Origin of the sequence: Streptomyces chryseus (assembly GCF_014650755.1) — a bacterium.
GTDB classification, from domain to species: Bacteria; Actinomycetota; Actinomycetes; order Streptomycetales; family Streptomycetaceae; genus Streptomyces; species Streptomyces chryseus.
Genome location: NZ_BMVO01000035.1, coordinates 26727 through 38977, shown reverse-complemented (window position 1 = coordinate 38977; position 12251 = coordinate 26727). Strand labels below are relative to the sequence as shown.

The following is a 12251-nucleotide window of genomic DNA, read 5'->3' as shown; positions in this document are numbered from 1 at the left end:
GCAGGCGACCGCGCAAGCACGGTCGCTGGGGCTGGCAGCAAGGGGAGGTGCATCACGCGCGGCCCTGTGTAGGGCTTGGGGTTCCTGGCCACCACCCCCGCAACGGATGTGACGGACTGTCGACCTGATCGGGTGCCGGCCTCACCGCAGTGAAGGGTTCCGCTGCGCTCCACCCTGACCACTCCCCCACCCTTGAAACCGCCCGGTCAAGCTCACCAATACCCCATCAGCATACAGGATAACCGGCCGCTTCGGGGTGAGATTCGGCCATGTATCACCCTGGGGGTGAAAGTTGGCGCGCGGATGATGCATCACGTGCCCTGCCTGTGTAGTGTTTGTGACCAGACACCACAACCCCGGGCCACATCATCGCGCCGGGACCTTCCATTCTGATTACGCGCGACATTCCACGAAGGAGAACACGGGAAATGGCCGTGAAGTTGCGTGACCACCAGATCGAGGCCGTTGCCGCAATCGTGCGGGGCTTCGATATCCCGCCGGGCGGTATCCCCGTGAATGGCCTTCGCGGGCAGGTGCACGCCGCGTGTGGCACGGGAAAGACCATCATTGCGGCGACGTCGGCGAAGCGCATTGTGCCCAAGGGCCGCATTCTCGTCCTGGTGCCGACGCTGGACCTTCTGACCCAGACGGTGCAGGCATGGCGCGGCGCTGGGCACACGGGGCCGGCGGTCGCGGTGTGCAGCCTCACCGACGACCCGGAGCTGTGGAACCTCAAGGTGCGCTCCACCACGAACCCCGTGCAGCTGGCTCTGTGGCACAGCTCGGGGCCGGTCACCATCTTCGGGACGTACGCCAGCCTCGGTGTTCTGGCGGAGGCTTTCGAGGGCGCCTACGGGCAGCAGCTGGCCCCGATGGACCTCACGGTGGTCGATGAGGCCCACAGGACAAGTGGCTCGATGGGTAAGGCGTGGGCCGACGTCCACAACCAGGGCGTCATCCCGTCACACCGCCGGCTGTACCTGACGGCCACGCCGCGGATCTGGGAGGAGCGGCTGAACCGCGAGGTCGCGGAGGGGGTGCGTGACCCGCTGCCGCGTGAGATGGCGGCCTCCATGGACGACGAGAAGGTCTTCGGGCCGGTCCTCTACAAGCTCTCGTTGGCGTCGGCCGTGTCGCGCAAGCTGCTGGCGCGGTACCAGATCATCGTCCTGGAGCTGAAGGACCCGGTCGTCACGCCCGAGCGGCTGATGGGCGAGGAGCGGCACAGCGAGAAGGTGCGCGGTGAGCGCCTCGGGGCGCTCCAGGCGGCGCTGCTGCACACCATGGAGCAGCACCAGCTCCAGACGTGCATCACCTTCCACCACCGGACGATAGAGGCCGAGGCGTACGCGAAGGGCCTGGAGCGGGTCGCGAAGCGGCTGCACGCGGACCAGCCGGAGAAGTACCCGTCGGCGATCTGGGCGGACTGGCTGTGCGGTGAGCACGTCCCCGAGCGCCGGCGGGGCGTCCTGGGCGAGTTCGGCTCCACCGCGCGGCGCGCGGTGCTCTCGAACTGCCGTGTCCTGGGTGAGGGCGTCGACATCCGGGCGGTGGACTCCGTGGCCCTCCTGGACCCCAAGGGCGCCCCGCACGACATCGTCCAGGCCATCGGCCGGGCGCTGCGGCAAAAGCCGGGACAAGGAAAACTTGCCTCCCTGATCGTGCCGGTATTCCTCAAGGCTGATGAGGAGCCGGAGGATATGTTCACCTCGGGATCGTATCGACCTTTGGTGAAGGTATTGGAGGGTCTGCGCGCGCACGACGAAGAGGCCGTGGAATTGCTCGCGATTCCACAGGAGCCGCAGAAGGACATGGTGCAGCCGTCCGAGTACATCGGTCCGCCGCCCGATGACGATAAGGAAGAATCCCGTCTCCTGCTCCGTTTTGCGGCTCCGCGTGACCCGGTGATGGTCGCGGACTGGGTGTCGTTCAACGTGATCGACACCGAACGCCAGGACTGGGCGCGCGGCTGGTCCGCGCTCAAGACGTTCGCGGAGCGTGAGCTTCACGCCAGGGTTCCGTACGGGTTCAAGGAGGGCGCGTTCCCGCTCGGAGCCTGGGTCGCGGAGCAGCGGCGGGCGTACGGCGCCGGGCAGATGACCGGCAGGCGGGCGCAGCGGCTGGAGAAGCTGGGCATGGTGTGGAGCGTGGCGGATGAGCGGTTCCAGGAGAACCTGGAGGCCGCCAAGGCGTACTTCGCGGAGCACTGGACGCTGTGCGCGCCCCGGTCCGCGACGATGCTGGACCGGCCGGTGGGGCAGTGGCTGTCCAACCTGCGCCGCCCGGGTGCGCTGGCCGATCGCCCGGAGTGGAGGACGGCGCTGGAGGCCGTGGATGAGCACTGGGACCCCGCGTGGCCGGCGGAGTGGCAGCGGCACTACGCCGCGCTGCGGGAGCTGCTGACGGACGAGGACGACCACTCCGACGTCCTGCCCGGCTTCACCGTCCACGGCATGGACGTGGGCAAGTGGCTGGCGAGGCAGCGTCAGCACACGGTCTGGACACAGCTGATGGAGGGGCAGCGTGAGCTCCTGGAGGCGGTCGGCGTCGTGCCGCTGCCCCCGGAGCAGGCGGAGCCCGTCAAGGCCCCCAAGAAGGCTGTGAGCGCCTTTGAGAAGGGCGTGGCGGCCCTGGAGCGGTACAAGGCCCGCGTGGGCTCTGTGAAGGTCCCCAGGGCCCACGTAGAGCGACTTGAGGACGGGAGCGAGGTGAAGCTCGGGGTGTTCCTCAGCAACAGCAAGAGCCGCCGGGACAAGCTGACCGCCGACAAGCTCCAGGCGCTCGCCGCGCTCGGGCTGGAGTGGGCGGCGACGGAGGGGGCAGCGTGATGACCACCGGCGAGCACGGCCGCACCCGGGCCTTCGCGGAGGCGGAGGACGTCATCTCGGCTCTGCTGTCCGACCCTGGGGTGCAGGAGGCGCGGGCGCAGGTCGAGGCGGCGGAGACGGAGCTCGGGATGGAGCTGTGCGCCCGCCTCCAGCCGTTCCAGGACCGGTACGACCAGGCCGTGCGCGACGGCGACGCCGCCCGGCTCGCCGGGATCTGTCCGGGCAAGCACGGCCGCTGGGGGCGGATCTGTGTCCTGGGCGACGGGCACGAGACGTCGATGGAGGAACCGCACTGGGGCCGCAACAGCGAGGGCCGGCCGGTCGCGTGGGTGGGCAGCGCGCCCGACGACTGGTGAGTGCAGCGGCGTGACGCTGGCAGGCAGGACCCCCGGGCGTGGTGTGCGGCCCGGGGGTCTTTCGCTGACCCGGGTCGGCGGCACCGTGCCCAGGGCCTACACGCACTCAAGTGCGATGCCGGGGGCCTGGAGGTGGTGGCATCGCACTGGTGTGCGTGTAGGGCCTGAGATCTTGGGCGCGGTCCTCCGGCCGAACTACGTGGCGGCCGGGGCGGGTTCGGTGAGGCGGTCCAGCCGCGTGTAGAGGGCCCGCACGAGCCGGGCGCGGTTCTGGGCGCAGCGCGCGGTGCGCTCCAGTGGGGCGGACAGGCGGCTGTCGGCTTCGCGGAGGACGACTTCGGCGAGGGCGCCCCGGCCGTCGTTCTTCGGCAGGGCCGCGGCGTAGCGCCGGACGTCGGAGGCCACCGCGCGGGCGTGCCCGGTCAGCTGGAGGGCGATCTGCTCGTAGTCGCGGGGTTGGAGGTCCGGGTCCTTCCACGCGAGGACGGCGGTAACGAGTGCCTCGTACGGGACGCGGTCTAGCGGGAGTTCGGCCTCGATCAGCCCGAGGGGGTCGTAGAGCACGACGTGGGTGTCGCTCATCGGGCGCCCGCCGCGTCGTCGTCCTGGTCGTGGCCGCCGGTGCTGGCGTCCGGGGCCTGGACGGCGAGGAAGCGGGCGTAGCCGCGGTCGGCGCGGGCGATCAGCGCCGGGGAGGGCCGGCCGAAGTCGGGCGGCTGGAGGCCGGGGGCTTCCGGTCGGGGGCCGGCGGGTGTGGGTTCGCTCATGGGGCACCGCCTCCGTTGCTGGGGTGTCGGTGTCGTTCGACGCTACGGAGACGGCGGTCCGTTCTTCAACGAGATTGCGGGTAATTGCGGGAGGTTCACTCCAGGGCGTCGATCGCGGCCGTGATGAGGGCGCGGGCGTCGTCGCCGTAGACGGCCATCTTCGCGAGGCCGGCGAACGCCTTCGCGTAGTCGGCGAGCTCGCGCGGCTGCGTCACCTTGATCTCCGCCGTCAGCGTCTCCACCACAGCCATGGTGTCGTCGTGGACGTAGAACGCTTCCAGCGGCCACACAGTGCGCTGCGCGGTGAACGGGATGATCCCCAGCGAGAGCGACGCGAGCGGCATCACCGCCAGGAGGTGGCGCAGCTGCCCGCGCATCGCCTCGGGGTCGGCGGTGCGGAAGCGCAGGACGGACTCCTCGATGAGGACGACGTAGCGGTGCCCGCCTTCGTAGAGGAACCGGGAGCGCGCGACCCGGGCGGCGACGGCTTCGGCGACGTCGTTCGGCGTGCCCTGGAAGGTCGTGATCTGGTTCATGAGGGCGGTCGCGAACGCCGGGGTCTGGAGGAAGCCGGGCGGCACGTTGGAGAGGTAGACGCGGCAGATGCGGGTTTGCTGGTGGAGGTCGAACCAGTCCTGTTGGACCTTGCGCATCCCGTCCTTGTGCAGGCGGCGCCACTCCATGTACATCGAGTCGACGGCGCGGGCGGTGGCGATGAGGTCGTCGGCCTGGTCGTCCGCGTCGCACGCCGCGCACCAGGCCCGGATGTCGGTGTCCGAGGGCGGGGCGTCGCCCTTCTGGATCCTGGTCGTCTTCGCCGGGTGCCAGCCGCACCGGGCGGAGAGCTCCTTCCCGGAGAGGCCGGCGTCTTTGCGCATGTGCTGTAGGCGCACAGCCAGTGCCGCACGGGCTGCCTGTGCGCTGGACGATGGGGAGGCGGTCATGGGGCTGCTCAGGGGCCTAGACGGTGTACTTCTCGTGCGGGACGCCGCGTTCCCACACGGTCTCGAACGCGGTGGCGCACAGCGCGGCCGCGGCCGGGTCGGCAGTGCGCTCCTTGCCGTTGGTCGCCCAGTCGCCGGTGCCGGTGAAGTGGTGGAACTGCACGAGCTTCCCGTCCAGGAGCCAGAAGTCGTTGCCGGGCAGCGGGATGTCGGAGGCGCGGCGGCGGGGCAGCCAGCGCACGTCCTCTCCGGCCTGGAGGTTGAGCGGGGTGATGGCGTGCTCGTAGCGGATGTAGTCGGTGACCGGCTCGGAGACGATCCGCGCGCGGCGCATCACCACGCCGCGGGCGACCGCGCCCTTGACGAGCGGCATCCACTGGGGCCAGAACGAGCGGGCCGGGTCGAGGTTCGGGACGCCGGTGCGCAGGAAGGCGGCGTAGTCGTCCGTCTCGTCACCGACGGCGTAGACGTCGCGCATCTCCAGGTGGACCGCCGTGTGGTGGGTGTCGGCGAGCAGCTCAGCGAACGTCGCGGTGTTGAGCTGCTGCGCGTTCAGCGGCATCGCACGCCTCCCTCAGAATGTGCACCATGCGGAACGGAATCCGGATCACCCGCTCGTGCGCGGGGATCCCCGTCTTGTGACCGGCCACCCACTCGGTGGAGCCGACCAGGGCCTGGAGGAGGGCGTCGGCTTCCTCGCCCTGGAGGACCAGGTCCGCGCTCTCCTCTTCCACCCACACCGTCGGTGATCCCTCGCCGCCGGTGTTGGGGTCGATCCCGACGAACCGTAGCGTCATCGCGTACTCCCGTGTGAGTCGGTTGCGCGTAGTTGCGCCGACAGTCCCGCAGGCCGGTGCCAACGTCAAGAGCCCCTCCCCGGCCGGGGCGCGAATCTCAACCGGTGCGTTCGTAGCGCACGACGGCTTCGCCCAGGTATCGCTTCACCAGGGCGGGCAGTGCGGTGTTCGCGGTGTCCAGGAACGTCTGCTTCATGAGCGGATCCGGGGCGTGGGAAGACACGTACTCGCCCTCGCGCTGCGGGGTCATGTCGTTGTCGAGCCAGAAGCGGCCCGCTGTACCGTCCTCCAACAGCAGGACCGGTGACTCCATCCAGTCGTCTTCCCGGTTGCCGTCTTCATCCTGTCGGCGGCCGGACATGCGGACGAGCTTCCAGCACCGCTGTTGCGTGATACGTCGGTAGCGCTGGCCGTTCGCGGCGTACTCGCCGCGGAACAGTGCGGGCTTCACCTGTACGAGGACCTCGGAGCCGTACGGCCTCAGCCGCTCTACGGCTTCCACGAGCAGCTGCTGAACCTCATCCGCCTCGCTCCGCTCCCGCTCGGCTTTCTGCTGATCGGACCTCGCCCAGGTATCTGCGCGGGCACGTGCTGCTCGGATCTCGTCATCAAGGCCACCCATGACCGGCAGGATATCGGCGGGAACTGCCGTGCGAGAGAAGATGAGTTGGCCAGTAGACAGGGGCCGCTGCCGCGTAACGACCATGCCGCGCGGTCGTTGGACAGCGCGAACCCAACCGGGCCCCGGGGATGTCATGGCTGATCCCCCGGGGCCCGTGGTGTGTCCGACTCTGGGTCAGCTCTTCCCGGCCGCCGTGGCGGCGAGCCAGTCGGCGGCTTCGGCGTCGGTCATGAGCAGGACCTGCGTCGGGTGGGCGGCGCCGTCCTTCACGACGTGGGCGCTGCCCGGGTGCGCGCTGCTCTTGGGGGCGGGGCTGGCTATCGGGGCGAGCTGCTGCCAGGTGCCCGCGCTGACCCGCGCAAGGATGACGGAGGCGAACTGCTCGCGGGCGGCCGGGGCGAGGCCGCCGACGACCCGGCCGTTGTAGAGGACGTGGATGCGGGCCTGGCGTCCCGCGTGCAGGACGTCCTCGAGCGCGGTGATGGCCGGGGACTTCTTCGGGTCGTCCTTCTGCCGGAAGGTCTCCCAGTAGCTGGCGAGGTGCCGCATGGTGTCGTCGGCCCGGTCCAGGACGACCACCAGGCGCGGCGCGTCGTCGAGGACGCCGTCCTGGTCGATGCGGCGCTGCAGTTCGGTGGCGAGTCCGGTCAGGGCGTCGTGGATGCCCGCGACGCTGCCGCGGTGCGTCACCGTCGGCAGCTCCTTGGTCCAGAGGTGGGCGACCAGGGGGCCGTCGAGGACCAGGGCGTGGGCGCCCTGGTGGAGGAACTGGGCGGTGAGGGTGCGCAGGATCGTGGTGCTGCCGCCGCCGGTGCCGGTGCAGACCAGGATGTGCGGTGCGTAGTCGACGTCGACGGCGATCGCCGTTCCGTCGGTGCCGATGCCGATGAGTACCGACGCATCGGGCAGCGCCTCCAGCTTCTCGCGCAGGCCGGGGTCGGTGAAGCTCAGCACCTGCGGGAGCGCGGTCGTGTTCGTCATGGTGCGGTGTTCCTCTTCTGTGCGGTGCCCGGTGAACCGAGTGTTCACCAGGACGAGGGGATCGTGTCGGCTGGACCGGACAGGGCCCGATCCAGCCCAAGGGCAGTCAGCCCTCTTCGGTCTGCGGGGCGGCGGCCCACGCGGCGGCTTCGGTCTCGCTCATGAACAGGACCTGCGTGGGGTGGGCGGCGGAGTCCTGCACGGTGTGGAAGCGGCCCGGGTGGGTGCTGGCCCTGGGGATGGGGGTGACCTGCGGGACGGCATGCCTCCAGGTGTGGGTGGCGACCCGTCCCAGGAGCACGGTGGAGAACTGCTCGCGTCCCAGCGCGGCGCTGTAGCTCTGGGCGCCGGCGAGGATGTGGATGCGGGCCTCGCGCCCGACGAAGAGGATCTCCTCGTACGCGTCGACGGCCGGGGACGTCTTCGGGTCGCCCGCCTGGCGGACCTTGTCCCAGTGGCGGGCCAGCTGCCGCAGGGTGTGGTCGGCGGCCTCGAACACCACCGTCAGCCGGGGCAGGTCGTCGGTGTCACCGTGCTCGTCGGCGTGGCTGATGCGGCGCTTCAGTTCGACGCTGAGGCCGACCAGAGCGTCGTGGATGTCGGCCATGTCGCAGCGGTAGGTCACCGTCTGCAGGGCACGCGCCCACGCCTGGGAGATGCGTTTGGCGTCGAGGACCAGGACGTGCCCGCCGTGGTGCAGGAGCTGGGCGGCCAGGGTGCGCAGGGCGGTGGAGGCGCCGCCGCCGGCGCCGGTGCAGACCAGAGCGTGCGGCGATTCGCTGTCCAGGTCGATGCAGACCGGCTGTCCGTCGGTGCCGCGGCCGACCAGGACGGTGGAGACGGGCAGCGCTTCCAGCTGCTCGCGGACACCCGGGTCGGTGAGGCGCAGCTGCTGCGGGAGGGTGCTCTTCGTGGTGGTCTTCCACATGGTGGCGGTGTTCCTTTTCTGTGCTGTGCCCGGTGAACCGGGTGTTCTCCGGGGCGAGGGGGATCGTGTCGGCTGGACCGGACAGGGCCGTGCCGGGCGGCCCGGGGCGGTCAGTCGAGGTCTGTGGTGCCGGTGGCGGCGCGGGGCCGGTTGCGGGCCCAGCGCTTGAGGTCACCGGCGCGGTAGAGGAGTTCGGCGCCGCGCTTTTCGACCGGCTTGGGGAAGGTGCGGTCGTTGGCGCGGGCGTAGCGCAGGGCTGCGACGGTGATGTCCGGCAGGTGGTACTGGTGGGCCTCGCGCAGTCCCACGGCCTGGTCGTCGTCGGCCGGGGCCGGAGCCGGGTTCACCGGCGGCGTCGCCGCGGGGTTGCCCGGGTCGGCGGCCGGGGCCTCGGGCTTGGTGTTCCAGGCGTCGGCGAGGACGTCGACGTCGGCGGCCGGTGCCGGATCGAGGGTGGCCGGCGGGAGGGCCGGGTCGCTCCAGGCGTCGGCCAGGGAGTCGGCGGGCGGGACGGCGGGCTGGTGCAGCACCGCCGGGCCCGGCTTTACGGGAAGGCCCGCGCTCTGGAGACCGGTAGCGGCCGCGCCGGTGCTGGCCCACTCTCGGGCTTCGGCCTCGGTGAAGAAGAGGATCTGCGTCTCGCGCGCGGACCCGCCGCTGACGACCTGGGCGCGGCCGTGGTGCTTGGTGGACTTCGGCGCGGGGTGGACCTCGGGGGCGAGCATGCGCCAGGCGTTGACGCTGTAGCGGGCCAGGATGCGGGTGGAGAACTGCTCGCGGACCTCCGGGCCGCCGAGGGCGCGGGCGGTCGCGGACTGGGCGACCAGGAGGACGTGGAGGCGGACCTGGCGGCCCATGTAGAGGATCTCGTTGAGCGCGTCGATGGCCGGGGAGACCTTCGGGTCGCCGGACTCGCGGGTCTTCTCCCAGTACCGGGCCAGCTGCTTCATCGTCGCGTTGACCTCTTCGAGAAGGATCAACAGGCGGGGGCCGATGGCTTTGGGGTCGGCGCCGATGCCCAGTTCGTCGGCAACCCGGGTGCGGCGCCGGCCTTCCATGCCGAGCGCGATGAGCTGGTCGTGGATGTCGGCGATGTCGGCGCAGTAGGTGACGTTCGGAACGCCGCGCGCCCACGGGTGGGAAATCCGCTTGGTGTCGAGGACGAAGACGTGGCTGCCGTGGTGGAGCATCTGGCTGGCGATGCAGCGCAGGGTCACCGACTTGCCGCCGCCGGTGGAGGCGTTGACCAGGATGTGCGGGGATTCGGCGTCCAGGTCGACGGAGACGATCCCCCCGCCGGCACCGAACCCGATGATGGGCGCGGACTCCTTGGCCTTGGCCACCAGCTCCCGCGTCTTGGGGTCCTTAAAGAGGGCCTTCGCCGGGGGCTTGCGGGTCTTCTTCACCAGCACGTACGGCTTACGGCCCTCCGGGTGCCAGGAGAACGTGACGCCCTGGAGGGCGAGCTTCTGGGTGATGAGGTCGGCGACGACCTCACGGGAGAAGCCCAGCTGACGGGGCAGGTCGATGCGTATCTCCGCGTCGTCGTCGGAGAAGTTCTTCGGGATGTGGAGGTAGCGCCGCGGCTCGGTCTGCTCCGCCAGCCCGAGCGGCCGGTGGAGGGCGTCGTGCAGCGGACCCACCCACTCGCGCATCAGCTCCCGGCGCTCGCGGGTCAGCACCATGTACGCCGCGCTGCCCACGGTCAGGACGGAGGCCGCGCCGATCCCGCCGGACTCCAGCGCGGCGAGGGCCGTCTCCCGGTTCTCCCACAGCTCCTGGACGGTCTGCACGGTGGCGTCCAGGTCCCGGGTGGACAGGTAGCCGGTCTCCGCGACGCCCGCGCCGAGGGCGAGGCGGAAGGACAGGCGGCGCCACCCGGGCTTGTAGGAGCGGCGCCGGACCTTGCCCTCCACCTTCGGCAGGACCCGGGTGCCTGAGCGCCAGAACGTGGCGTCGGTCCGCTTCACGCCGTCCAGGTCTCGGCCGGCCAACACCCTGCCGATGCCGAACACGAGGGATTCGGCGTCGTTCTCCACCTGCTTGTCGAACTTCGTCTGCGCCACGGCTGTCCGCCCTTCGTTCTGGTTTTGCGTGCGGGCGTGACGGTGTCGCGAAAAGCGGACACCGACGCTCAGGCGCAGAACGTAGAACGGTTCACCTGTGGATAAAGGCCGCGAACCAGGAGATAAAACCATCCCAAAGTGGTGCAAGTTGCGACGCACTGACCCGTCAGGCATCGCGCGGTCCTGAAATTCTTCGCGTTCCGGACCGGCGGAGGTCACGGATCGGGAGTCGCCAACTCACGAAGTGGCTACGGTGGTGGGATGTCCTTTGATGAAGGGTTCGTGTCCGACATGGCGCAGACCGACGCACCGAGCGGAGTGATCGTCAACGCACTGCGCTGGGAGATCCTCAACGACTGGACTCAGTACCAGCACGACGACAAGTTCGAGGACAAGACCGCCGAGATGTCGTACTGGTGGGGCTTCGTGAAGCGCGACACCGGCTTCGAGTCGCTGAAATGCCTCTGGGCCAAGCACGAAAGCAACTACCCCATGTTTGCCGAGGCCATCTGGCTCCTGCACCGGGAGTTCAGCGAGGGCGCCGGGGCAGACCACCACCCGCTCTTCGCGAACGTCCCCCCGATCCCGGCCGAAGTCCTGTTCCAGAAGATCGCCAGCTGTTCCGCTCCGGTGCACCGCTCGCTCACCCAGGAACAAATGGTCGCGATCCTGCGCAAGGCGCCGCAGGACTACAGCAGCATGTCGTAGCGCGTCGCTCCCGCCCCACGCTTGCGCGTCGTCCATCGACCCGGCTCGCCCCGGGGCAGATCGCGCGAAGCAGTACGAGGCAATGGCCGCCCGAGCACGTGCGGCCGGTCGACGGCGTCGACTACGACCAGGTCCCCACCGAGCCGCTTCCGCCAGCGCCGCCGAAGTCGTCGGTCCGCGAGGTCCTCGGGGAGCGCCGGCCTTCGAGCTGGTTCTGACGAAGGTGCGCGAGGGCGGAGCCCGGCCCGTGGTGTGCTGCACGCGCCGGACTGCATCGGCGACTGCTGACCCGCGTGGGTCAGGGCGTGTCGCCGGAGTAGTGGAAGCGGCACACCACACCCGGGCCGCCCGGCGGGCGCGGTTCGCCGGGGAGCGGGTCGTACAGCGCCCGGCCGCCGGGCCACCGCCCCAGCTCGGTCGTCAGGGCGACGCCGTCCTCTATCTCCTCCGGCCGCCAGCCCGTGATGTCGAGCAGCAGTCCGTCCAGCGGCCCGCCGACCAGGACGGCGTACGTCTGGTGCGGGAGCGGGCCCGGGTTGGGGTGGTCGTGGTCGTGGCCGTACACCCGGCCGCGCAGCAGCTGCTCGTCATCGGCGTTCATCCGACCAGCCTCCCAGTCGCCACCGACAGCGCGGCCGGGGACAGCGGCGGGCCCGGCCTGGGTGGAGGCCGGGCCCGTGGCGTGTGCGGCGCGACTACTGGGTCTGGAGGGCGCCGCGGTCGATGAGGCCCTGGATGTAGGGCGGCCAGTCCCGCTCCAGGCTGGTGGTGAGGGCGGCGTGGACGTCGGCGCGTACCTGCGGGGTGACGTGTTCGACGTCGCCGCCCGGGTAGTACAGGCGCACCCCGTCGCGGCTGGCGTCGCACAGGATGGCATGGGCCTTCTGCACGAGCGTCATGTAGAGCTGCGGGACCGGTGCCTTGACGAGTTCGTCGATGACGGCTTCGTAGTCGGCTCCGAAGTCCGCCCAGTCCTTGCCCTGCCTGTCGAGCCAGAGGGTGACGTCGGAGAAGAAGACCGCTTTGCCCGGCCCGTCCTTCGGGTCGCGGGCCAGGCCGGTGGCGAGATCGAGCGCGATGCCGGCGCCCTTGCTGACGAGGTGGCGGGGGATCATCGTCGGGGCGATGGCCACCGCGCACTCGCCCCAGCCATCTTGGGTCTGCTCCGGCCAGGGCAGTCCCAGTACGAGCCAGCCGTCCGGTGCCAGCAGCTTGTTGCTCACCGTGTTCTTCCCCCTCGGTCGTGGATAGTCC

14 protein-coding genes are annotated in these 12251 nt (G+C 70.4%); 3 read left to right on the top strand and 11 right to left on the bottom strand.

The features are described from left to right. Window positions 1-428 precede the first annotated feature (428 nt). Both IE185_RS30565 and IE185_RS30560 read left to right on the top strand, forming a co-directional pair. Complete coding sequence (locus IE185_RS30565; RefSeq protein ID WP_138898671.1) at window positions 429-2828, top strand: DEAD/DEAH box helicase; 2400 nt, start codon at window positions 429-431, stop codon at window positions 2826-2828. Continuing rightward, the gene (locus tag IE185_RS30560; RefSeq protein ID WP_138898672.1) at window positions 2828-3184 is read left to right on the top strand and encodes a hypothetical protein; all 357 of its coding nucleotides are present in this window, start codon (window positions 2828-2830) and stop codon (window positions 3182-3184) included. The genes IE185_RS30565 and IE185_RS30560 overlap by 1 nt, the downstream gene beginning before the upstream one ends. A 195-nt stretch (window positions 3185-3379) precedes the next feature. Here IE185_RS30560 and IE185_RS30555 read toward each other — a convergent pair whose 3' ends face one another. The 9 genes from IE185_RS30555 to IE185_RS30515 form a co-directional block, all read right to left on the bottom strand. Continuing rightward, on the bottom strand, window positions 3380-3766 hold the full coding sequence (locus IE185_RS30555) for a DUF6415 family natural product biosynthesis protein (protein WP_138898673.1): 387 nt from the start codon (window positions 3764-3766) through the stop codon (window positions 3380-3382). Beyond that, window positions 3763-3951, bottom strand: a complete 189-nt coding sequence (locus tag IE185_RS30550; RefSeq protein WP_189716427.1) for a hypothetical protein — start codon at window positions 3949-3951, stop codon at window positions 3763-3765. Before IE185_RS30550 ends, IE185_RS30555 begins: the two co-directional genes overlap by 4 nt. A 95-nt stretch (window positions 3952-4046) precedes the next feature. Beyond that, on the bottom strand, window positions 4047-4895 hold the full coding sequence (locus tag IE185_RS30545) for a helix-turn-helix domain-containing protein (protein ID WP_138894441.1): 849 nt from the start codon (window positions 4893-4895) through the stop codon (window positions 4047-4049). 16 nt (window positions 4896-4911) lie between these two features. Continuing rightward, complete coding sequence (locus IE185_RS30540; protein WP_138894440.1) at window positions 4912-5457, bottom strand: DUF6879 family protein; 546 nt, start codon at window positions 5455-5457, stop codon at window positions 4912-4914. After that, window positions 5414-5692 (bottom strand): hypothetical protein, encoded by a 279-nt coding sequence (locus IE185_RS30535; RefSeq protein WP_138894439.1) that lies wholly within the window; start codon window positions 5690-5692, stop codon window positions 5414-5416. The genes IE185_RS30540 and IE185_RS30535 overlap by 44 nt, the downstream gene beginning before the upstream one ends. Window positions 5693-5789: 97 nt before the next feature. Then, complete coding sequence (locus tag IE185_RS33415; protein ID WP_229843783.1) at window positions 5790-6314, bottom strand: hypothetical protein; 525 nt, start codon at window positions 6312-6314, stop codon at window positions 5790-5792. Between the two features lie 174 nt (window positions 6315-6488). After that, a complete protein-coding gene (locus tag IE185_RS30525) occupies window positions 6489-7295 on the bottom strand; it encodes a hypothetical protein (RefSeq protein ID WP_138894438.1) in 807 nt (268 codons plus the stop codon). A 106-nt stretch (window positions 7296-7401) separates the two neighbouring features. Next, window positions 7402-8223, bottom strand: coding sequence for a hypothetical protein (locus tag IE185_RS30520; RefSeq protein WP_138894437.1), 822 nt, complete (start codon window positions 8221-8223; stop codon window positions 7402-7404). Between the two features lie 110 nt (window positions 8224-8333). Beyond that, on the bottom strand, window positions 8334-10289 hold the full coding sequence (locus IE185_RS30515) for a helicase HerA domain-containing protein (RefSeq protein ID WP_138894436.1): 1956 nt from the start codon (window positions 10287-10289) through the stop codon (window positions 8334-8336). Between the two features lie 261 nt (window positions 10290-10550). On the opposite strand from IE185_RS30515, the gene IE185_RS30510 reads away from it, so the two are divergent. Beyond that, a complete protein-coding gene (locus IE185_RS30510; protein ID WP_170198265.1) occupies window positions 10551-10997 on the top strand; it encodes a hypothetical protein in 447 nt (148 codons plus the stop codon). 298 nt (window positions 10998-11295) lie between these two features. Here IE185_RS30510 and IE185_RS30505 read toward each other — a convergent pair whose 3' ends face one another. Then, on the bottom strand, window positions 11296-11598 hold the full coding sequence (locus tag IE185_RS30505; RefSeq protein WP_138894434.1) for a hypothetical protein: 303 nt from the start codon (window positions 11596-11598) through the stop codon (window positions 11296-11298). Between the two features lie 94 nt (window positions 11599-11692). Beyond that, window positions 11693-12220 (bottom strand): hypothetical protein, encoded by a 528-nt coding sequence (locus IE185_RS30500; protein WP_138894433.1) that lies wholly within the window; start codon window positions 12218-12220, stop codon window positions 11693-11695. Between the last annotated feature and the right edge of the window lie 31 nt (window positions 12221-12251).

Bases quoted from the DNA above. Each gene is read 5' to 3' on its own strand.
- IE185_RS30550 (WP_189716427.1), bottom strand. From the start codon at position 3,951: ATGAGCGAACCCACACCCGCCGGCCCCCGACCGGAAGCCCCCGGCCTC.
- IE185_RS30535 (WP_138894439.1), bottom strand. From the start codon at position 5,692: ATGACGCTACGGTTCGTCGGGATCGACCCCAACACCGGCGGCGAGGGA.
- IE185_RS30510 (WP_170198265.1), top strand. From the start codon at position 10,551: ATGTCCTTTGATGAAGGGTTCGTGTCCGACATGGCGCAGACCGACGCA.
- IE185_RS30525 (WP_138894438.1), bottom strand. From the start codon at position 7,295: ATGACGAACACGACCGCGCTCCCGCAGGTGCTGAGCTTCACCGACCCC.
- IE185_RS30555 (WP_138898673.1), bottom strand. From the start codon at position 3,766: ATGAGCGACACCCACGTCGTGCTCTACGACCCCCTCGGGCTGATCGAG.
- IE185_RS30565 (WP_138898671.1), top strand. From the start codon at position 429: ATGGCCGTGAAGTTGCGTGACCACCAGATCGAGGCCGTTGCCGCAATC.
- IE185_RS30520 (WP_138894437.1), bottom strand. From the start codon at position 8,223: ATGTGGAAGACCACCACGAAGAGCACCCTCCCGCAGCAGCTGCGCCTC.
- IE185_RS30545 (WP_138894441.1), bottom strand. From the start codon at position 4,895: ATGACCGCCTCCCCATCGTCCAGCGCACAGGCAGCCCGTGCGGCACTG.
- IE185_RS33415 (WP_229843783.1), bottom strand. From the start codon at position 6,314: ATGGGTGGCCTTGATGACGAGATCCGAGCAGCACGTGCCCGCGCAGAT.
- IE185_RS30540 (WP_138894440.1), bottom strand. From the start codon at position 5,457: ATGCCGCTGAACGCGCAGCAGCTCAACACCGCGACGTTCGCTGAGCTG.
- IE185_RS30560 (WP_138898672.1), top strand. From the start codon at position 2,828: ATGACCACCGGCGAGCACGGCCGCACCCGGGCCTTCGCGGAGGCGGAG.
- IE185_RS30505 (WP_138894434.1), bottom strand. From the start codon at position 11,598: ATGAACGCCGATGACGAGCAGCTGCTGCGCGGCCGGGTGTACGGCCAC.